The organism is Dialister hominis, from assembly GCF_007164725.1.
Lineage (GTDB): Bacteria > Bacillota > Negativicutes > Veillonellales > Dialisteraceae > Dialister > Dialister hominis.
Genome location: NZ_AP019697.1, coordinates 153226 through 172500 on the forward strand (window position 1 = coordinate 153226; position 19275 = coordinate 172500).

The 19275-nt window shown below is 52.1% G+C and carries 20 protein-coding genes and 1 other annotated feature (1 of these 21 only partly in view); of the genes, 14 read left to right on the forward strand and 6 right to left on the reverse strand.

Annotated features, from left to right (window positions below; all coding sequences use genetic code 11):
* Nucleotides 1-568 precede the first annotated feature (568 nt).
* On the forward strand, nt 569-940 hold the full coding sequence (locus tag Dia5BBH33_RS00695) for a hypothetical protein (protein WP_022381565.1): 372 nt from the start codon (nt 569-571) through the stop codon (nt 938-940).
* Nucleotides 940-1788 (forward strand): IS3 family transposase, encoded by an 849-nt coding sequence (locus Dia5BBH33_RS00700; RefSeq protein ID WP_117899158.1) that lies wholly within the window; start codon nt 940-942, stop codon nt 1786-1788. The genes Dia5BBH33_RS00695 and Dia5BBH33_RS00700 overlap by 1 nt, the downstream gene beginning before the upstream one ends.
* A 404-nt stretch (nt 1789-2192) precedes the next feature.
* Here Dia5BBH33_RS00700 and pdxT read toward each other — a convergent pair whose 3' ends face one another.
* From pdxT to Dia5BBH33_RS00715, 3 genes are all read right to left on the reverse strand, one after another.
* Nucleotides 2193-2774 (reverse strand): pyridoxal 5'-phosphate synthase glutaminase subunit PdxT, encoded by a 582-nt coding sequence (gene pdxT / locus Dia5BBH33_RS00705; RefSeq protein ID WP_143332149.1) that lies wholly within the window; start codon nt 2772-2774, stop codon nt 2193-2195.
* Between the two features lie 9 nt (nt 2775-2783).
* Nucleotides 2784-3659, reverse strand: coding sequence for a pyridoxal 5'-phosphate synthase lyase subunit PdxS (gene pdxS, locus Dia5BBH33_RS00710; RefSeq protein WP_022382933.1), 876 nt, complete (start codon nt 3657-3659; stop codon nt 2784-2786).
* 104 nt (nt 3660-3763) lie between these two features.
* Nucleotides 3764-4321 (reverse strand): ECF transporter S component, encoded by a 558-nt coding sequence (locus Dia5BBH33_RS00715; protein WP_108850127.1) that lies wholly within the window; start codon nt 4319-4321, stop codon nt 3764-3766.
* A gap of 118 nt (nt 4322-4439) precedes the next feature.
* On the opposite strand from Dia5BBH33_RS00715, the gene pdxR reads away from it, so the two are divergent.
* From pdxR to Dia5BBH33_RS00755, 8 genes are all read left to right on the forward strand, one after another.
* Nucleotides 4440-5516: a MocR-like pyridoxine biosynthesis transcription factor PdxR gene (gene pdxR / locus Dia5BBH33_RS00720; RefSeq protein WP_108850126.1), complete on the forward strand. Its 1077-nt coding sequence runs from the start codon at nt 4440-4442 to the stop codon at nt 5514-5516.
* A gap of 77 nt (nt 5517-5593) precedes the next feature.
* On the forward strand, nt 5594-5929 hold the full coding sequence (locus Dia5BBH33_RS00725; protein WP_232518061.1) for a hypothetical protein: 336 nt from the start codon (nt 5594-5596) through the stop codon (nt 5927-5929).
* Between the two features lie 82 nt (nt 5930-6011).
* Nucleotides 6012-6635, forward strand: coding sequence for a hypothetical protein (locus tag Dia5BBH33_RS00730; protein WP_143332150.1), 624 nt, complete (start codon nt 6012-6014; stop codon nt 6633-6635).
* Between the two features lie 58 nt (nt 6636-6693).
* Nucleotides 6694-6902, forward strand: a binding site (T-box leader).
* 50 nt (nt 6903-6952) lie between these two features.
* Nucleotides 6953-8212 (forward strand): 3-isopropylmalate dehydratase large subunit, encoded by a 1260-nt coding sequence (leuC, locus tag Dia5BBH33_RS00735; protein WP_143332151.1) that lies wholly within the window; start codon nt 6953-6955, stop codon nt 8210-8212.
* Between the two features lies 1 nt (nt 8213).
* Nucleotides 8214-8705 (forward strand): 3-isopropylmalate dehydratase small subunit, encoded by a 492-nt coding sequence (locus Dia5BBH33_RS00740; protein ID WP_108850124.1) that lies wholly within the window; start codon nt 8214-8216, stop codon nt 8703-8705.
* A complete protein-coding gene (leuB, locus tag Dia5BBH33_RS00745) occupies nt 8702-9778 on the forward strand; it encodes a 3-isopropylmalate dehydrogenase (RefSeq protein WP_198419619.1) in 1077 nt (358 codons plus the stop codon). Before Dia5BBH33_RS00740 ends, leuB begins: the two co-directional genes overlap by 4 nt.
* 770 nt (nt 9779-10548) lie before the next feature.
* The gene (locus tag Dia5BBH33_RS00750) at nt 10549-11403 is read left to right on the forward strand and encodes a carcinine hydrolase/isopenicillin-N N-acyltransferase family protein (protein ID WP_162501735.1); all 855 of its coding nucleotides are present in this window, start codon (nt 10549-10551) and stop codon (nt 11401-11403) included.
* A gap of 108 nt (nt 11404-11511) precedes the next feature.
* Nucleotides 11512-12054, forward strand: coding sequence for a nitroreductase family protein (locus tag Dia5BBH33_RS00755; RefSeq protein ID WP_143332153.1), 543 nt, complete (start codon nt 11512-11514; stop codon nt 12052-12054).
* Nucleotides 12055-12215: 161 nt separating this feature from the next.
* Here Dia5BBH33_RS00755 and Dia5BBH33_RS10990 read toward each other — a convergent pair whose 3' ends face one another.
* Nucleotides 12216-12371 carry a hypothetical protein gene (locus Dia5BBH33_RS10990; RefSeq protein WP_162501736.1) on the reverse strand — a complete coding sequence of 52 codons (156 nt, stop codon included), beginning with the start codon at nt 12369-12371 and terminating at the stop codon, nt 12216-12218.
* A gap of 129 nt (nt 12372-12500) precedes the next feature.
* Between Dia5BBH33_RS10990 and Dia5BBH33_RS00760 the strand changes: the two genes are divergently transcribed.
* Complete coding sequence (locus Dia5BBH33_RS00760) at nt 12501-13670, forward strand: MFS transporter (protein WP_143332154.1); 1170 nt, start codon at nt 12501-12503, stop codon at nt 13668-13670.
* Nucleotides 13671-13847: 177 nt separating this feature from the next.
* Nucleotides 13848-14891 (forward strand): helix-turn-helix transcriptional regulator, encoded by a 1044-nt coding sequence (locus Dia5BBH33_RS00765; RefSeq protein ID WP_143332155.1) that lies wholly within the window; start codon nt 13848-13850, stop codon nt 14889-14891.
* Between the two features lie 481 nt (nt 14892-15372).
* On the opposite strand, the gene Dia5BBH33_RS00770 is transcribed toward Dia5BBH33_RS00765, so the two are convergent.
* Together Dia5BBH33_RS00770 and Dia5BBH33_RS00775 are read right to left on the reverse strand one after the other, a co-directional pair.
* The gene (locus tag Dia5BBH33_RS00770) at nt 15373-16248 is read right to left on the reverse strand and encodes an IS3 family transposase (protein ID WP_108850042.1); all 876 of its coding nucleotides are present in this window, start codon (nt 16246-16248) and stop codon (nt 15373-15375) included.
* Nucleotides 16245-16943 carry a helix-turn-helix domain-containing protein gene (locus tag Dia5BBH33_RS00775; protein ID WP_162501737.1) on the reverse strand — a complete coding sequence of 233 codons (699 nt, stop codon included), beginning with the start codon at nt 16941-16943 and terminating at the stop codon, nt 16245-16247. Before Dia5BBH33_RS00775 ends, Dia5BBH33_RS00770 begins: the two co-directional genes overlap by 4 nt.
* Before the next feature lie 307 nt (nt 16944-17250).
* Here Dia5BBH33_RS00775 and Dia5BBH33_RS00780 point away from each other — a divergent pair, with 307 nt between their 5' ends.
* Entirely contained in the window at nt 17251-18471 is a 1221-nt protein-coding gene (locus Dia5BBH33_RS00780) for a DUF445 family protein (RefSeq protein WP_022382796.1), read from the forward strand.
* Nucleotides 18468-19275, forward strand: partial view of a DUF445 family protein gene (locus Dia5BBH33_RS00785; protein WP_143332158.1) — the 5' portion only. The gene runs 479 nt beyond the window's last position; only the first 808 of its 1287 coding nucleotides appear in the window; it begins with the start codon at nt 18468-18470; its stop codon lies beyond the right edge, outside the window. The genes Dia5BBH33_RS00780 and Dia5BBH33_RS00785 overlap by 4 nt, the downstream gene beginning before the upstream one ends.

Sequence of the window (19275 nt, forward strand, 5' to 3'; positions counted from 1 at the left end):
TAGCAGTCAGTTGGATTTTTGTAGCCAGCCACACTTATTACCTATCCCAACCTAGTTTGTTACACGTATGCCTCTCTATGAAAGGGACAACCTGCTTACTCGGGCGCATACAACAAGGGGTTGGCTGTCGCACTTCTCTGCGGTGGCAGTAAAAAGCATCTGCACCAAGGTGGGCTTTCGACAGACCAACTGCTTCCCATATCATACGAAAAAATAAGTGCAGTAGATAGGAGCGACCTATCTGACTACACTTATATGGTACTAGGTGGCGGCGGAGCCGACGGATACAGTAGTTCCTCAGTCGAAGACTGGTTTAAGGCTCTTATATAGAAACCGTACAACCGCCAAGTATGGCGAATGGGAAAACATGCCAACCTCGCTTTGCTCGTTGGAACCTTTTATAAAAACCGATGAATACTGCACCCCTTTCCCGGCAACAGTTAAATTCGAGTGCTATGCTAAGACTGGACAGGGGTGGGATAAGAATTTAGACAGCCTTTGTAGTATATTGGAATCAGAATTAAAAACATTGGACGCCACATTCAGATTTCATACAGGAGGCAGTCTTATGAAGTACACAAAGAAAGAGCGTATGAACATTGGTCGCCAGATTTATGAGGATCAAATCAATAAATACGAAGCTGCAGGCAAATACGGCATCAGTGCTCAAACTGCTAGAGAATATATGAGGATGTATAGGAACACAAACCATCTTCCACCTAAAACATCCAAGCCCCGTGATTACGGTCTTGCCAAAGCAAAAGTTATTCCTGAAGCGGCCAAACTCGATGAATACCAGAAAATGTCCAAGGAAGATCTCATCAGCGCCTTGATTGATGCCAGGATAAGAGAAGAGCGGCTGAAGCTTGGTTACGAAGTAGTAGAAGAAGATGATTCAAAAAAAAAGCTCATTACTTACGTCAAAAAGACTGCGAAGTAATCGTCGCGCTTTCCGGCTCCTTCCCTGTCGAATTGCTTTGTGAAAGGCTGGGTATTCCGCGTAGCAGCTTCTACTATTGGCTGTATCATACCAGGCATCCTTCTGAACAAAAGAATCGTCTTTTGGATACCATAGAACTGCTCAAGGAATGGCATAAGAAGTATCCATCCCACGGATACCGCTGGCTAAGGGCCAAGCTTCTGCTTGACACAGGCCTCTTCATGTCTGAATCATACGCCTATAAATGCTGTCGTTTGGCCGGGATCAAGAGTGTTTCCAAACACTATAAGTACAAAAAGCCTGGTGAATCCAGGACTTATCCAAATCTGCTGCTTGCAGGGATTAACATAGATGGGCCCTCGCAATGTATTGTGTCTGACATGACTGCATTCTACGTAAAGAACACATACTATGAGCTGACGATATATATGGATCTTTGGAATAACGAGATTGTCGCCCACGCACTTTCCTCAAGGCGTGGAGACCGTATGACATATATTAACGGACTGCACGACTACCTTGAATTTACGAAGAAATTCCCCGGCGTTAAGCATATTCTTCATTCTGATCAGGGATCAGTATATGCATCAAAGGATTTCAACCAGCTGCTCCCGGCGTATAACATCACACGATCCATGTCCAGAGCAGGAACGCCAACGGATAATGCAGCCATGGAATCCATTAATGGATGGATGAAAGCCGAGCTGTTTTCAGATTTTCATATTACTTCAACAGAGGGCGTAGCGGGTCAGATTGATGAATACGTCAAGTTCTTTAATGAAGAGCGCCCGGCATATGCACTGGAGTACCTTACACCAAAGCAGTACAGAGAAAAATATGGTTTTTAAGCAGGTTAATGCCTTTTGTCCAAATTAAGAGTTACACAATTTCATTTAATTTCACTTATTTAATTTTTTGACATCTAATTTTTGAGATTTTGTGTCCAAAATACGTTGACCAGTGCAAATGATAAGCCGGTACTCCTTCCCCGCTGGGGCAGGTCAAAACCTTCCGCATCGTCGTGAACGGTTATTATCAACTGCGATGTACAGAGTTCTGATCTTCAGGGCCGTAGGCCGGTCTTGACCTTGCCCTGGAAGGGAAGGTGGCGGCGGAGCCGACGGATGAGTTGCATTTCCTCGAGCGCAGCGAGGTTTTATGGTTTTTCTCAAGGCGTCAGCCTTGGTTGTCCGGTTTTCCTTTGCTTTCTAAGGTTTTAATCTTTTTCCCTTGCTTTTGAGGTTTTAATCCCTCACCACTCCCCACACTCCAACACTTCTTCATAGAACATCTCATGGATCCTTTCATCCGTTCCTACTTCCGGATGGAAGGCGAGGGCGGTTTGGTGTTTGTAGCGGACGGCTACGATATTCCCATCAGCCCTTGCTAGGATCTCTGTTTCCGGAGAGGCGGAGACGACGTAGGGGGCGCGGATGAAGTTCATCTTGATCTTTCCAAGTCCCTTGAATTCTTCTTCCGTGATGAAGCTTCCGAGCTGCCTGCCGTAGGCGTTTCTTCTCACCGTGACGGGAAGGGTGCCGAAGCAGACCGGGTCTCCTCCTTCGATTTCCTTGGCGAGGAGGATGAGGCCGGCGCAGGTGGCGAGGACCGGCATGCCCTTTTGGATTTTTTCCTTCAGCGGCTGAAGAAGTCCTTCTTCGATGAGGAGTTTTCTCTGGACGGTGCTTTCGCCGCCGGGGAGGACGAGCCCGGAGAGGGGCTCTGCGAGCTGTTTCGTATTTCTGATCTCGATGCAGTCAGCGCCCATTTCGCGCAGCATTCTTTCATGCTCGATGAAGGCGCCCTGCAGAGCGAGGATTCCTATTCTTGCCATATCTCCTCCTTACTGGCCGCGTTCAGCCATGATGAGTTTGATTTCATTTTCATTGATGCCGACCATGGCTTCTCCCAGGTCTTCGGAGAGTTTCGCGAGGATTTCAGGATCGTTGTAATTCGTGACAGCCTTGACGATGGCAGCGGCTCTCTTGGCAGGATTGCCGGATTTGAAAATGCCGGATCCTACGAAGACGCCTTCTGCACCGAGCTGCATCATGAGAGCCGCATCGGCCGGAGTGGCCACGCCGCCGGCAGCAAAGTTGACGACGGGGAGTTTCTTATGGTCATGGACATAGAGGACAAGATCGTAGGGAACCTGGAGCTCTTTTGCTGTTTCATACAGTTCGTCCGGACGTCTGGCCGCCGTGTCAGCGATCTGCTTCTGGATTTTTCTCATGTGGCGGACGGCCTGGATGATGTCGCCCGTGCCCGGTTCGCCCTTGGTGCGGATCATGGAAGCACCTTCGCTGATTCTCCGGAGCGCTTCGCCCAGGTCCTTCGCGCCGCAGACGAAGGGCACCTTGAACTTCGTCTTGTCGATATGGTACACATCGTCTGCCGGGGAGAGGACTTCGCTTTCGTCGATGTAGTCGATTTCAATCGCTTCCAGAATCTGCGCCTCGACGAAGTGGCCGATGCGGCACTTGGCCATGACAGGGATGGAGACAGCTTCCTGAATGCCGCGGATCATCTTCGGGTCGCTCATGCGCGAGACCCCGCCGGCTGCACGGATATCCGCCGGGATGCGTTCGAGCGCCATGACGGCAGCCGCGCCTGCGTCCTCTGCAATCTTTGCCTGCTCAGGGGTCGTGACGTCCATGATGACGCCGCCCTTCAGCATCTGCGCGAGTTCCTTGTTCAGTTCATATCTTTCGTTTGCCATAAGAATGCTCCTTTCGAAATGGGAAAAGGTACAGGAAATGGGAAATTTCCTGAAAAAAGGGTAATTTAAAAGAAGGCAAGAAAAGGGATGCCTTCTTTGTGAACTTAATAGTCTCCGTCGATCATACGGCGGGCGAGGTCGTCCAGTTTCCATTTCCAGACGAGGAAGGGACCGCAGATGACGCCGAAGAGAGCCTGCAGGATTTCATAAGGAAGCTTGATCCATGCATAGGCAGGCGTGCTGTAGACATACGCGCGGCCGAGCGAGTAGCCGACGACCATGATGACAGCGCCGACGAGGACCGCGAAGATTATCCGGCGCATTTTGTGTTCGCCGTGGTAGTTATGGACGAGGTAGGAAATCGCCATGGCCTGGATGCCGTGCGTCGCAAGCGATACGAACATCGGGAGAGGGTAGAAGAAAAAATCTCCCAGAAACGCGCCGACGCCTCCGACGAGGAAAGCACCGAGGGGATCGAGGATCAATGCCGCTGCCACGATGACGATATCATTGAGGTAGAGATGACCGCCCGGTACGGGAAGGCCAAACGAGGACAGTCCTATGTTTATAGCCATGAATAAGCCGCAGAGGGTGAGCCAGCGCGTATTGTGCTTCGTCTCAATGCGCGGCGCCCTTCTTGCTGCTGTCAGTCCGTTATTCATGAGAATCACTCCTTTTTGCACTTCTTTATGCTTTGGATTATAATAAAAATCTGAGTATATGAAAATCACCAGAAATGATTTTAAAAATAAGACCAGATAGAGGATAAAAAGAAGGAAAATGAACGCTTACATGAAGCTGTATGTGAACCTGCGCGATGCGATCACAAGGGGTGTCTATGACTACGGGACGAAGATACCCTCCAAGAGGCGCATTGCAGACCAGAAAGGGACGAGCATCATCACCGTCGAGCATGCGCTCTCGCTCCTGACCGAGGAAGGCTACATCGAGCCGAGGGAAAGAAGCGGATGCTACGTGACGTATCGCGAGGACTCCTCCTATGCCGCGCCCCGTCCGCATGAAAGGAAAGCGGCGCCGCCCGTCAAGGCAGAGCTCCGTGACGAAGGGGAACGGGACCTCTTTCCTTTCTCCGCCTTTGCCAGGACGATGCGCTCCGTCCTTTCCGATTACGGCCGAAAAATCCTCGACCCGTCACCGAGCCGCGGCTGCGAAGAACTGCGAGGCGCGCTTTCCAGATACCTGGCGAGGAGCCGCGGGATGGACGTCTCCCCCGAGCAGATCCTAATTGGTTCCGGCGCCGAGTACATTTACGGTCTCAACGTGCAGGTCCTTGGAAGAGACCGCCTCTATGCCCTGGAGAATCCTTCCTACGACAAGATCCGGAAAGTCTACGAAGCGAATGGCGCAAGGACGGACCTCCTTACCATGGGAGAAGACGGTATCGAATCCGGGGAGCTCTCCCGCACGAAAGCCTACGTCCTTCACGTGACGCCCTTCAATTCCTTTCCATCCGGCATCACCGCCTCCGCCTCAAAGCGCGCCGAGTACATCCGCTGGGCCAAGGAAAGGGGAGGATACATCATCGAAGACGACTTCGACTCCGAATTCACCCTTCTTTCCAAGCCGGAAGACACGCTCTTTTCCCTCGCGCCCGACGGACTCGTCATTTACATGAATACATTTTCCAAGACAATCGCGCCCTCCATCCGCGCCGGCTACCTCGTCCTTCCCCGGTCCTGCATGGCTCTTTACGAAAAGAAGGCAGGCTTCTACTCCTGCACCGTCCCCGTCTATGACCAGCTCGTTCTGGCGGAATTCATCGACAATGGCGACTTCGAGCGCCATATCAACCGCGTCAGGAGAAGAAGAAGAAAGAAATCTGGAAATTATTTCTAAGTCCCTTGAAATATGACGGATTCTGTCCCATCCAAGAGTATAATAAAGAAAAGGGACATTCCCGGAAGGAGGACATCATGAAAAAAATCTTAGCCATCATCGCTGCCGCACTTTTCCTGATCCTTGCTGCATTTCCGATGGCAGCATCCGCCGCGAATCCCGTCAGCCAGGACGGGTACTACAAAGGCATCAAGCTGGCTGGCAAAGTGAAAATCGTCAGGAACTTCGGAGATATCAAGATCAAGGTTGTCAATTCATTCCCCGATATCCGCGTCAAGCTCGTCGATGCCTTCCCGCGCGACATAGGCGAGTGGGAGATCGTCGACTATGGCGAAGATTTCACCGTCGAGATCGTCAATTCCTTCCCGGATGTCAGAGTCGAATTCGTCGACAGCTTCCCCGGCGTCGAATAAGCCCGCACGATTAATGCGAATCTTTGTCATCGAAAAAATTCGTAGTTAGTGGTATGATAGGGGCAAAGAAATCCATCCGGAATTGAAAGACTGTGGAGGAAACGTGGACAATCAGAAAATACTCTACGTGGTAACAGCCGGGACGGACTCTTCCTTTTCCAACCGCATGCTGCGGATGATTCGCAATGAAGAGGAGGAGCACCCGGAAGAAACGCTGCCCGGCGGCATCCGCCTCATCATATTGAGCGAAGACCAGTGGATCATACAGAACTGGCTCTTCCCGAAGGACGCCCATTTCCTTTTCGTGGGAAATGTAGCCCTGATGCGCGCCCTTCCGGGGAAAATTGAAACAAAATTCGAGAAATACGGCATCCGCTACGGCTGGTGCGGTCGTAATGCCTGCCTTATCGCAAACGAAAAGGCACTCTCCGAGCGTGAGAACTACGAGAAATTCCTGGAAGACCTCCGGCACGAATGCCGTCTGGCGGAAATCGTCAAGAGCCCGAAGCGCATGGACATCCTCCAGTTCATCATCATGCTCTGCGTCGCCCTGATCGTTCCCTTCGGGAGCGTCCTCGTCGGAGGAAAGCTCGTGAAGGACTGGTTCGAAAATACAGGCTACGTCAAAAAGCAGCAGTACTTCTATGGCATCCTGCATCTCTACAAGCACAACCTGAAAGATTTCATGGAAACCAGGGATAAATAAATTTCTGAAAATAATATTTGCAACGCTCCTCATCTTGTGCTAAAGTACAAGGCATAAGATAAAGACATTGACGGGAAATAGTAAACATCCCCGCCGCTCACAGGGAGCCGTTGTATAGTGGAAAACGGCAGCGGCCGATCGTTGAACTCGTCCCCGAGTCGCAGGCTGAAAATAGTAGGCCGTGCCGGTCATCCGCCGTTAATGGTTTTGAGTGCATGACCCTTGGGTCATGAATGAGAGTGGTACCGCGAATCCTTCGTCTCTTTGGAGATGGAGGATTTTTTTTTATTGGGAAAAGAATTGCAGGAGGTAAGCTTATGGGAATGACAATGACACAGAAAATTCTGGCGGCGCACGCCGGCGTGGATTCCGTGAAGGCAGGAGATCTGATCACCTGCTCGCTCGACCTCGTCATGGCCAATGACATCACCGCTCCGCCATCGATCGCTGAATTCAAGCGCATCGGACGCCCCGTTTTTGATAAGGACAAGATCGTCCTTGTTCCCGACCATTTCCAGCCGGCCAAAGACATCAAGTCAGCAGGTCTCGCAAAGATCGTCAGAGACTTCGCCCGCGAGCACCACATCACGCACTACTTCGAACAGGGCAGAGTCGGCATCGAGCATGCCCTCCTTCCGGAAAAAGGCCTCGTAGGCCCGGGCATGGTCACCATCGGTGCTGACTCCCACACCTGCACCTACGGAGCCCTCGGCGGATTCTCCACCGGCGTCGGCTCCACCGACCTTGGCGTCGCTATGGCGACAGGCCGCGCATGGTTCAAAGTCCCCGATGCCATCAAAGTGACTCTGACCGGCACAAAGCCCTCAGACATCACAGGCAAGGACGTCATCCTGAAACTCATTGGCATGATCGGCGTCGACGGCGCCCTCTACCAGTCCCTTGAATTCGAAGGCCCGGGCGTCAAGACACTCTCCATGACCGACCGCTTCACCATTGCGAACATGGCCATCGAAGCCGGCGCAAAAAACGGCATTTTCCCCGTTGACGAAAGAACCGAAGCCTACATCGAAGGCAGATACCACGGACCGAAAGTCGTCGTCACACCTGATCCCGATGCCCACTATGCAAGAGAAGTCACCATCGACCTCTCCTCCATGAAACCCGTCGTTTCCTTCCCGCACCTCCCTGAAAATGCGAAAGAAGTAGGGACATTCGGAGAAATCAAGATCGACCAGGTCGTCATCGGCTCCTGCACGAACGGCCGCCTCGAAGACCTCGCCATCGCCGCATCCATCATCAAAGGACACAAGATCCATCCAGACGTCCGCTGCATCGTCATCCCGGCTACTCCGCAGATTTACAAAGATGCCATGCATGCAGGGTACATCGATACATTCATCGATGCAGGCTGCGCCGTATCCACACCGACATGCGGGCCGTGCCTTGGCGGATACATGGGCATCCTCGCATCCGGGGAAAAATGCGTTTCCACAACGAACAGAAACTTCATCGGACGCATGGGTCCGACCGATTCCGAAATTTACCTGGCAGGACCGCAGACAGCGGCAGCCAGCGCAGTACTGGGCCGCATCGCGGCGCCGAAGGAGGTCAAGTAATATGGCAGTCTTAGAAGGAAAAGTCTGGCGCTACGGCGACAACATCGATACCGATGTCATCATCCCCGCAAGATATCTGAATACATTCGATCCGAAAGAACTCGCATCCCACTGCATGGTAGACATCGACCCCACATTTGCCAAAGAAGTCAAAGCAGGCGACATCATGGTCGGCGGAAGAAACTTCGGCTGCGGCTCCTCCAGAGAACACGCCCCCGTCGCCATCAAAGCATCCGGCATACCCGTCATCATCGCAGAATCCTTTGCCCGCATCTTCTACAGAAACGGCATCAACGTAGGCCTCCCGCTCCTTGAAATCGGGAAAGACGTCGAAAAGATCCACGCCGGCGACATCCTCAAAGTCGACCTCTCCAAAGGCACCATCGAAGACGTCACCACCGGCGATACCTTCCAGGCCCCGCCGCTTCCCGGATTCATTGAAGAAATCGCCAAAGCAGGCGGACTCATCAATTACGTAAAGGAGAAAAAATGATGGCAAAGAAAATCACAGTCATCCCGGGCGACGGGATAGGGCAGGAAATCACGGAAGAAACCGTCCGCGTCCTCGGGAAAATCGATGAAATCTATAAAATTGGCTTCCAGTTCGAATGGAAAGAAGCAGGCGGCACCGCCTACGACCACACAGGATCCCCGCTTCCCGAAGAAACCATCGAATCCTGCCGCAAAGCCGACGCCGTCCTCTTCGGCGCCGTAGGAGGAGACCAGTGGGACCACCTCACACCCGACCTCCGTCCCGAAAAAGCCATCCTGGGCCTTCGGAAACAACTCGGACTCTACGTCAACCTCCGTCCCGTCCGCATCTCCGACTCCATGATCGACTACTCTCCGCTGAAACCCGAAATCGCCAAAGGCACCGACATCATGATCGTCAGAGAACTCGTCGGCGGCATCTACTTCGGCGACCGCTGCGAATCCGAAATCCATAACGGCGCCGAAAGAGCATGGGACCTCGAAAACTACTCCGTCCCCGAAGTCGAACGCATCGCAAGATTTGCCTTCGAAGCAGCCAGAAAAAGAAAGAACCACGTCACCAGCGTAGACAAATCCAACGTCCTCGCCACATCCCGCCTCTGGCGCCGCACCGTCATCCGCGTCCATGACGAAGAATACCCCGACGTCAAACTCGACCACATGTACGTAGACAACTGCGCCCAGCAATTCGCCATCCACCCGCCCTTCTTCGACGTAGTAGTCACAGGCAACATGTTCGGTGACATCCTCTCCGACGAAGCCGCCGTACTCTCCGGATCCGTAGGTATGCTCCCCTCTGCCAGCATAGGCCAGGAAACCAGCCTCTACGAACCCATCCACGGCTCCGCCCCGGACATCGCAGGAAAAGGCATAGCCAACCCGATAGCCGCCATCCTCTCCGCCGCCATGCTCCTCCGCTACTCCCTGAACGAAGACAAAGCCGCCGACGCCATAGAAAAAGCTGTCTCCGACACCCTGGACGAAGGCTACAGAACCGGCGACATCTACAAAGAAGGCATGAAAAAAGTAAACGGCATAGAAATGACCGAAGCCATCCTCGCACACATTAAATAAGGGAATATTATATAAAGTATATATAGTAGAAAAGAAAAAGCCCGGGATCCTGAAAAATCCCGGGCTTTTGAGTGGGGAGGAGGAGAGCGGTAGAGGAGGCGGAAGAACCGCTAACACTTGCCTTCCCAGACGGGGAAGGTGCCGGCCTCAAATACTGATGCCGGCAGATAGGGTTGATTACCACGCAGCATTGCTGCGGTTGTATGGTTTTCCTCAGCCGAAGGCTGGTTTAAGGGTGTTGACCTTGCTCCGAAAGGAGAAGGTGGGCGGCGTTAGCCGGGGATACAGTAGTTCCCAGGCCATGGGCCGGCTGTATGGTTTTTCATGTTTTCTCGTCGCTGACGCAGCATTGCTAAAGTGCCAAGGTACGCTTTCAAATCAATAAGCTATTTCTTATCAAACCTTCACAACCGCCAAGTGTGGCGAAACGGAAAACATGCCAACCGAAAGGCTTCCCCACGGGGGAGCTGGCGCCGAAGGCGACTGAGGAGGTGAAGTTATCGAGCGCAGCGAGGTTGTTTGGTTTTATCATCTTTTTCTTATTCCATGTTTTACATCCCCCTTGCACTCTAAGCGTATAATTAAGGAAATCGAAGCTTTTCCATCAGCCGTAAGGCTGGTTGTTAAGGTTTTAGTTTTCTCTCCCTCAATTCAAGGTTTTATTTCATTTAATACATCCCGGATGCTTGCTGTATGACGGCTATACAGGCGTATGATAAGCACGAATCCGGAAGGGGATGGCTGCAAAGCTCCCGAAGGAAGGACGTTCCATGAAATTCTCACTGAAAAAGACCGCATGGGCGCTAGCGGCTGCCGGCCTGATCTTACTCCCATGGCAGGCGAAGGCATGCACGCTTTTTGCCGCTCAGGGCAGCGCCGTCGAAGGCGGGGGAGCCATCATCGTGAAGAACCGCGATGAGCACCCCATGTACCAGGAAATGCGGTACCATCAGGGCCACGTATACCGTTACTACGGCATTTACGGCGGCAACGAAGATCATATGTCGCTGACAGGCGGAGTGAACGAAGCAGGATTCGCCGTTTTCTCCGCCGTCGCTGAACCGATTCCCAAAGACGTACGGCTCGCCTACGGCAAGCGCGGCACTCTCGCAGCACTCCTTGGCAATTGCTCCTCGGTCAAAGAAGCGCTCGAAATGAAAGATTACTTCAAGAGCCCGGGCTTCTTTCTCATGGCAGACGCCCATGAAATCGCGTACGTTGAAATCGGCGAAGACGGCATCTGGGACGTAAAGACAGAAGAGAACGGGACACTGGCTCACACAAACCATTTCCTCCTGCCGGATTTGACACAATTCAATCACAAAATAGGAAGATCGAGCAGCACCAGACTTCACCGTATCGACGAACTCCTCTCCGAGCCCCATGCGCCATATACCTTGGACGACATGATTGCTTTCTCCGAAGATGAGCATGACGGACCAAACGACAGCATCTGGAGAACCGGCAGCAGAAAAGACGGCGTCCAGACCCTTGCCACCATCGGCGTATGGCTCCATGATGACGCAAAACCAGACATCTACGTCAAGATCCGTTACTCCCCGGACGACCAGGGAAAAGAAGACATTTACCAGCTCGACGGCGCCCATTTATTTCTTTCCAGATAGTCCATCAAGACCATTTGGAAAGATGCAAAAATATGCTAAAATAGAGGGAACCAAACAGAGGGATTCCTGATCCCCAAGTCAGATTTTTTCCGAAATAAGGAGGAAAAGATGGAAGCTATTAGTTGTTTGATTTCCAGAAGAAGCGTCCGCGAATACACCAGAGAACCGCTCTCGCAGCAGGAAATCGAAAATGTCGTGGAAACCTCGCAGATGGCATCCTGCTGGGAAAACACCCAGCCCATCCGCTACATTGCCGTTCTTGACGAAGACCTGAAGAACCGCATCGCCGACGAATGCACAAAGAAATTCCCGTGGAACACAGAAAACATCCACGAAGCGCCGGCCCTCATCATCCTCTGCGCCATCAAAGGCCTCTCCGGCTACGAACCAGACGGCACACCATCCACCACAAAAGGCACCCACTGGCAGTCCTTCGACGCAGGCATGGCAGCATCCTACCTCTGCGTAGCAGCCAACGCCCTCGAACTCGGCACCCTCGTCATGGGCCGCTACGACGAAGCAAAAATCAAAGAAATACTCGACCTTCCGGAAAACTACGACGTATCCTGCATCATTGCCATCGGACACCCGGCAGTCATCCCGGCAGCCAACGAAAGAAAACCACTCAAAGAAGTACTGACCTTCCGGTAATCCGAAAGTAAAAAGAGCATGGGGAAACCTCGTGCTCTTTTTTGGTGGGAGGACACCACGGTACAGGCCACCAATACTCGCCTTTCCAGACGGGGAAGGGGGACCGCTTCGCGGTGGATAGGGTTGATTACCACGAGCGAAGCGAGGTTTTGAGGTTTTCCTCAGTCGAAGACTGGTTTAAGAGTGTTGACCTTGCGCCGAAGGAGAAGGTACCGGCGGAGCCGGGGAATGAGATGAAGTTCCCAGCCTGTAAGGCGGCGGTATGGTTTTCCTTGTTTTATGGTTTTTCTCCTTTCCCTTGCTTTATGGTTTTCCATCGAACGAAGTTCGGTTTTATCTTCCTATATCTCCCCCCTTGCCACTCCATCCCAAATCCTCTATAATTTTGACATATCTAAAAATCTCGCAATCGGGATTTCCATTGCATTGTCCAAGGAGGCGCCATCTTGAAACAACAAAGTTCTGCAATCTATCTCTTTGCACTCGGGCACCTGTCCGTGGACTGGGCGCAGGGCGCGATTCCTGCTCTGCTGCCATACTTCATCGCACACTACGGCCTTAATTACCAGTCAGCCGGCGCGCTTATTTTTGCCAATGTCCTTCTGGCATCCATCCTTCAGCCGCTCTTCGGCTACTATTCGGACAAGATTTCCCGTCCCTGGTTCGTCCCGCTGGGGCCCGTCCTCTGCGGACTTGCCGTGACAGCAATGGGATTTCTCACGAACTACTACGCCATCTTTGCCGCTGCCATCCTCTGCGGCGTGGGAAGTGCACTCTTCCATCCTGAAGCCGCTCTCATGGTGAACCGCATCAGTGGTGAGAAGAAGGGGAAAGCGATGGGGACATTCTCCGTCGGTGGAAATGGGGGATTCGCTATCGGGCCGATCCTTGCCGGCATCTGCGCTTACCATCTCGGTATCCATTCCCTCGTCATCTTCGGCATCGTGAACCTTTTCGCAGCCGCACTCCTTTACTCCCGTTCCAGAAAAGTCTTCGCCGACACACGCGTCGCAGACAGGAAGAAAGTTTCCTCTGGAGAAACAGGGGAGACGGACGACTGGCCTTCCTTTGGCAAACTTTCCGTTTGCATCCTTGCCCGCTCTATGGGCTTCACACTGAGCAATACATTCATCCCGCTCCTCTGGATCGGAGCCCTCGGCGCGACAGCCTCTCAGGGAACGACCGCCCTTTCCATCCTCTTTGGCATCGGCGCTGTCTGCACCTACTTCGGAGGCATGCTCTCTGACCGCCTGGGCTACAGGACCATCATCCGCACCGCATTCTGTATCATGGTTCCTGCCTACTTCCTCCTCACAAATACGACAAATCTCTTCCTCGCGACAGCCCTCCTCGTGCCATGCGCCATCTCTGTATTCTCCGGATACAGCCCGATGGTCATCCTGGGACAGACCTACCTTGGAAGAAATGCAGGCTTCGCCTCCGGCGTTACCCTCGGACTTTCCACGACATTAGGCGGCATCTTCGCGCCCATCGTAGGCTGGGCCGCTGATATCTGGGGCCTCACCGCCGCCCTCCAGATCCTCTGGATAGCCGGCATCCTCGGAGCCATCGCCGCATTCACACTGAAGAACCCCGCCATGGAAAAAGCGAAATAAGTTTCGATGAAAAAAGAGCTGTAGAAATGACCACACATTTCCTGCAGCTCTTTTCAATTTCTTACATTTCCTTTGCCCAAGTCTCATATCTTTTTGACTCATCATGTTTAACTATAAACGCATGATTTGGTATAATTGAACCATGTAATAATAAGTCGTTTTAGGAGTGTGATAGTCATGGCTGCCATTAAAGATGAAAAAGAAGACAACAAGACAGGGAAAATGCTGGCCCTCTTTGACATAATGATCCATGGGCATCCTCTTACGAAAGAACAGATTGCCACACGTTTCGACGTGAACGCGCGAACCGCGAACCGCTACCTTGCTGCCATCCGCCAGTACCTCGAAGAAGCAGAGAAAGAAGACGGCCCCAGAAGAGAACTGCGCTACAGCAGAGAAGACAGGACATACCGCATCGCCGAAGTCGAGAACCGCTTCATTTCCAAAAGCGAACTCTTCGCCATCTGCAAGATTCTCCTTGGCGGAAGAACCTACAGCAGGAAAGACCTCGAGTCCCTCATGAACCGCCTCCTCCAGTCCGCCGTCCTTCCCGAAGAACAGGAAGAAATCAAGGAATTCGTCAAACGCGAACTCTTCGACTACCTCGACCCGTCCCACGGCAAGCCCGACATGGACCAGCTCTGGGAAGTCGCCCAGGCCATCAAGAAACATCACGTCATCACCTTCGACTATACGAAAATAGGAAGCACCCAGGGCACGCCCCACAGAGCACTGCCCCTCGGCGTCGTCTTCTCCGAATACTACTTCTACGTCATCGCCCTTCCATTCGGCGACGACCACAAACCCGATCCCACCGTCGACACCAGGACCTACCGCCTGGACCGCATGTCCGACGTCGAAGAAACAAAAATCAAATGGGACGTCCCATACAACAAACGCTTCAGAGAAGGCGTCTTCAAAAACCAGACCCAGTACATGTTCTCCGGCCCCATCCAGCACGTAGCCTTCCTCTACACAGGAAGATCCATCGAAGCCGTCATGGACCGCATCCCGACAGCCAGAAAAGTCCTCCAGGACGACGGCAGCTGGCTCATCACCGCAGAACTAAAAGGCGAAGGCATCCTCATGTGGCTCCTAAGCCAGGGCTCCAGCGTAAACGTCCTGGCCCCGGCCACCCTCCGGGAAAGATGGCTCACCGAAGCCAGAAAAATCTGCGAACAACCCACAGTAGACCTCAAAAAACTAAAACGCGGACACTAAAAAGAAAGGAGATGGAAACCGAATTCCCATCTCCTTTTGCGTGGAAGGGGGGAGCGGAGCAAAACCAAAGTGCCAAGGTACGCTTTCAACCTTGCTGCTCCCGCAGCGCCGATAAAAGGCCAAGGTACGCCTTAAAATCTAAAGGCTCTTATATAGAAACCGTACAACCGCCAAGTATGGCGATTTGGAAAACAGGCCAACCTCGTTCCACTCGTGGGACCTTTTATAAAAACCAATGAATACTGCACCCCTTTCTCTGGCAACAGTTAAAAGATAGGCCAGACGCCTTCCCCGCTGGGGCAGGTCAAAACCTTCTGTTTCGACGTGACTGGCTATTATCAATCGCGATGGACTGAATTCTGTTTTTTCGAGCGGAGCGAGGTTTAAGGGTGTTAACCTTGCTCCGAAGGAGAAGGTGGTGCGGATTTGTTAATACAGACAAATAAATATCATAAAAAATCTAATCGTACCTTAATCTTAATCATGCAGCCATTGGAGCTGCGTTGAATACTTCCATTGGGGCTAAAAGATGTAATTTGCGCTGAATGCGTTTGTTGTTGTAGAAGTAGATGTAGCCGTTGATCATGCTTACCACTGCTTTGCGGCTGGTGAATTTACGTGTGTAGTAACGTTCGCGCTTCAGCATTCCCCAGAACCCTTCCATCAGACCGTTGTCTGCACAGCAGCCTACGCGGGACATGCTGTGAACCAGTCCTGCTTTTTCAACGATCTTATGGAATCCGTTGCTTGTATACTGGAATCCGCGGTCAGTATGAATCATTGGATGTGCTCCTGGATTCTCTTTAAGCGCCTTTTCCATTGTCTCAAAAGCCAGTGCAGTATTGTTTCTGTCGCCGATGACATAAGAGACAATCCGACGGTCATGGCCATCAATAATGGCGCTTAAATATAACTTATGCAAAACTCCATCAGCCGTTGTGTATTTGAATTCGGTGACATCCGTCATCCATCTTGCATTGGATACGCCTGCATCGAAATCACGGTTCAGCAGGTTTTCAAAAATGTACTTTGGATCCTTTGCGTTACGAGTGCAGCCATCGGTCTTGTATTTGATCACGGACTTAATATTAAGTATCCGCCTGACACGAAGAACCAGACTGTCACTTACCATAAGGTGGCTCTCGCTATACTTCTTGATCCAATCGTTCATCCGGCGGTATCCCATATCCGGATATTCCTGATGGATTTTCACGACCTCCTGTGCGACCTTTTCTCTCAGCAGTTCACGGCCGCTCTTAATATGATTCAGCCAGCCGTAATAAGCTGCCCTGGAGACCTTTGAGAGTCGGCAGAGACTTTCTATGGAGATGTTGGTTTCTTCATGGACTTCTTTTATGGCTTTAAAATCTCTGAGAAGGTGAGTAAGGCTGAATCCTTCGAGGAACGCAACCTTTCCTCTATCTCCATCTTTTTTTTTAGCAGGGCAATCTCTGCTATAAGATCCTTCTTCTCTTCAAGAAGTCTGGCATTCTCCTGACTCAGCCGTTCTTCTTCGGTCCGGGGCGTTTGGAGCCTGATTGGCTTTCCTCTGTAATCCTCAAGACCAACTTCTCCCATCTCCTTGAACTTTTTTACCCATGTGTAGAGTGTTTGGTAGGACATGTTGTACTTCTTGGCTATCTTGTTGTAATCGCATCCACTGGCGATGCACTCCTGAACGATTCTGACTCGCTCTTCCTTGACCGATTGCTGGCGTTTGCCCATAAGATCTCCTCCTTCAGGAACGAGGTCTGTCAACTTATGCTCATTATACGCCTCAATCCATGTTTTAAGGGAGAGAGTGCCGGAAATTCTGTATTTGGCACAGACGGAAAGCATGGAAACGCCGCCTTTAAGATATTCCTTTACGGCCTGGATCTTCATCTGATTGGAGTAGTAAGACAAATGCTGCCTGGGCCGCAATCCCTTAAAGCCCTCCTCTTTATACCGGAGAACCCATTTTCTGAATGTTATGCGGCTCATATGAAGATTTTCAGCTGCCTGGGTAATCGTAACACCCTGATAGAGATATGAAGCAATCTGGTCTAACATTTCCTCCGGGGACGCTTTGGTTTTACATGGCATAAGAATGACCTCCTAATATATTTATGATATTATTCTGTCTTTCTTGTTGAATCATACCAAGGTCCTGGCGGAGCCAGGGGATACAGTAGTTCCTAGGCCGTAGGCCGGCTGTGTGGTTTTGCTTGCCTTCCCAGACGGGGAAGGGGAACCGCTTGCGGTGGATAGGGTTGATTACCGACAGCCTTCAGGCTGGTTGTGCGGTTTTCCTAACCATTCCCATCTGTATGGTTTTAATTAATCATTTTTTATATATCCCCCCGAAAGGAGGCCTTCCTTGAAGAAGAAAACTTGGGCGAATGTTGTCCTGGCGGCCAGTGCTGTTTTGACAGCGGCGGCCGCTCCTTATAAAGATATTTCCCTTCTGGCGGAAGGGTGCTTTCACTTGGGCTTTGCCGCGACGGTCGGGGGATTTGCTGACTGGTTCGGCGTTGCTTCTCTCTTTGGGAAGCCGCTTGGCATAGGGAAGAGGACGGACATTATCGCAAAGGACCGGGACAAGATCATCCGCCTCGCGCGGGATATGATCACGCAGGAACTTTTGACGCGACAGCAGATCAAGGCGCTTGTCGTGAAAAATGTTCCCACCGATGTCCTCTACCGCTGGATCCTCTCCCATGAAGCCGGCGTGAAGAATGTCCTCGACGCAGCAGCCCTCCTTTCACTGGATTCTCTGGATAAGGAGAAACTCTGGCGTTTCCTCTCCGGAAAAGCCGTCGGCGCTGCTGCGGATACGGACTGGGCAGGGCAGATCGCTCTCGTCCTCGAAGAATTCCGTACAGGAGAAAGAAGCAAGCCGCTCATCGAAGCCCTCGCGCGTGAAGCGAAGGGATTTCTTGAAGACGAATGCACGCAGGACGAAATCCGCAGCATCTACCTTTCTGCATGGAAAGACTACGAGCAGAATGGATTTCTCCGCGGCCTTCTCCGCTCCCGTATGGAAGACAAGACAGAAGAAGTGACGACACTCATCCGAAGAGAGCTCTTGAAACTGGCCGATTCCCTGACAGAAGAGGGAAGCCCTGCCCGCGCATGGATCGACGAAAAGTGCATGGAAATCATCCGCGCTCTCGAAGACGATAAAGACGTGAAGCGCAGAGTGAACAATTTCATTACTGAAAAAGTTGTCGTGCTCCTTGCCGGAAAAGGGAAGGAGACCGCTTTCCGCCTCTGGGAGGAAAATAAGGAAATGGCGGCCATGCGCCTTTCGGAAGGTGCGCTTTCCCTCATCAAGACAGGTTTTGCCGATGAGAAGAAACGCCGCGCCTTCGATGCCTTCATCGTCCGCCTTATCCTGCCGCTCCTCCCGAAGATTCATGAATCGATCGGGAATGCCGTCACGGACAAGCTCTCCACTATGGATGGAAGGACGATGGCAGACCTTGCGAAGGAAGCTGTCTCCGAGGACACCGCTGCCATCCGTCTGAATGGCTCCCTCTTCGGTGCCATTCTGGGATTGCTCTTCTTCCTGATTCCGCTCGTAGGAGGTGCGCTATGAAAAGATACCAGACAGCCAACCGCCTCTTCCTCGCCTCCGCCATCCTCTTTGGCGCGGCAGTGATCCTTCAGCATGCTAGCCCGTGGAGCGGAAGCGAAGCCGTTTCCATCTTCTACTTCCTGGCCCAGTCCTGCCTTATCGGCTGCTGCGCCGACTGGATCGCCGTCGAAGCCCTCTTCCGGAGGCGCTTCCATCTGCCGTACAAGCCGCTGATTCCGTCGAACCAAGATGCCGTCATCAGGAAGCTGTCCGCCGTCAGCGATTCCCTGATCGACAAGACAGGCCTTTTGAAAGGCGCCCTCGGAGGATCTGTCATGGAACTCGCCGACAGAGAATTCTTCCACAATGAAAAAGTCCGCGAGGCGGCAGAATCCTTTCTTGCCAGAGAAGGCGCCCGTTTCCTCACGGGACTTGTCAGCGAAAACAAAGAAAAAGCGGCCAGCCTTGCCGATGGGGAAACAGGAAAAGTCATTTCCCTGATCGCAGGAAAAGCCAGAGAAGAAATCCTTGCCAGGATGAGCCGTGAAGAATGGCTGCAGAAACTTCTGGCGCTGGTCGGAGAAAAAGCGAAGACAGCAGGAGCGAAGGAAGCCCTCGCCGGAGCTATTAAAAAAGCAGGGGAAGAGCAGAAGCAGCAGGCTGGTTTCTTCAAGCGGCTCCTCTTTTCCGCTGCTGAACTGACCGGCACCATCGACTATGAAGAAATGGCAGAGACCGGACTTGCGGCCCTGGGAGCTGCCATCGAGCGCTGGAAAAAGCCGGAAGATCCTTTCCACCAGACACTCCTGGCCCGCTGGGACGAAG

Coding starts and splice junctions, on each gene's coding strand:
- Dia5BBH33_RS00695 (WP_022381565.1), top strand. CDS start 569: ATGAAGTACACAAAGAAAGAGCGTATGAACATTGGTCGCCAGATTTAT.
- Dia5BBH33_RS10990 (WP_162501736.1), bottom strand. CDS start 12,371: ATGGAAAACCATAAAGCAAGGGAAAGGAGAAAAACCATAAAACAAGGA.
- Dia5BBH33_RS00725 (WP_232518061.1), top strand. CDS start 5,594: ATGAAAAAAATCTTAGCCATCATCGCTGCCGCACTTTTCCTGATCCTT.
- pdxT (WP_143332149.1), bottom strand. CDS start 2,774: ATGGCAAGAATAGGAATCCTCGCTCTGCAGGGCGCCTTCATCGAGCAT.
- Dia5BBH33_RS00750 (WP_162501735.1), top strand. CDS start 10,549: ATGAAATTCTCACTGAAAAAGACCGCATGGGCGCTAGCGGCTGCCGGC.
- Dia5BBH33_RS00765 (WP_143332155.1), top strand. CDS start 13,848: ATGGCTGCCATTAAAGATGAAAAAGAAGACAACAAGACAGGGAAAATG.
- leuC (WP_143332151.1), top strand. CDS start 6,953: ATGGGAATGACAATGACACAGAAAATTCTGGCGGCGCACGCCGGCGTG.
- Dia5BBH33_RS00755 (WP_143332153.1), top strand. CDS start 11,512: ATGGAAGCTATTAGTTGTTTGATTTCCAGAAGAAGCGTCCGCGAATAC.
- pdxR (WP_108850126.1), top strand. CDS start 4,440: ATGAACGCTTACATGAAGCTGTATGTGAACCTGCGCGATGCGATCACA.
- leuB (WP_198419619.1), top strand. CDS start 8,702: ATGATGGCAAAGAAAATCACAGTCATCCCGGGCGACGGGATAGGGCAG.
- Dia5BBH33_RS00715 (WP_108850127.1), bottom strand. CDS start 4,321: ATGAATAACGGACTGACAGCAGCAAGAAGGGCGCCGCGCATTGAGACG.
- Dia5BBH33_RS00775 (WP_162501737.1), bottom strand. CDS start 16,943: ATGTTAGACCAGATTGCTTCATATCTCTATCAGGGTGTTACGATTACC.
- pdxS (WP_022382933.1), bottom strand. CDS start 3,659: ATGGCAAACGAAAGATATGAACTGAACAAGGAACTCGCGCAGATGCTG.
- Dia5BBH33_RS00740 (WP_108850124.1), top strand. CDS start 8,214: ATGGCAGTCTTAGAAGGAAAAGTCTGGCGCTACGGCGACAACATCGAT.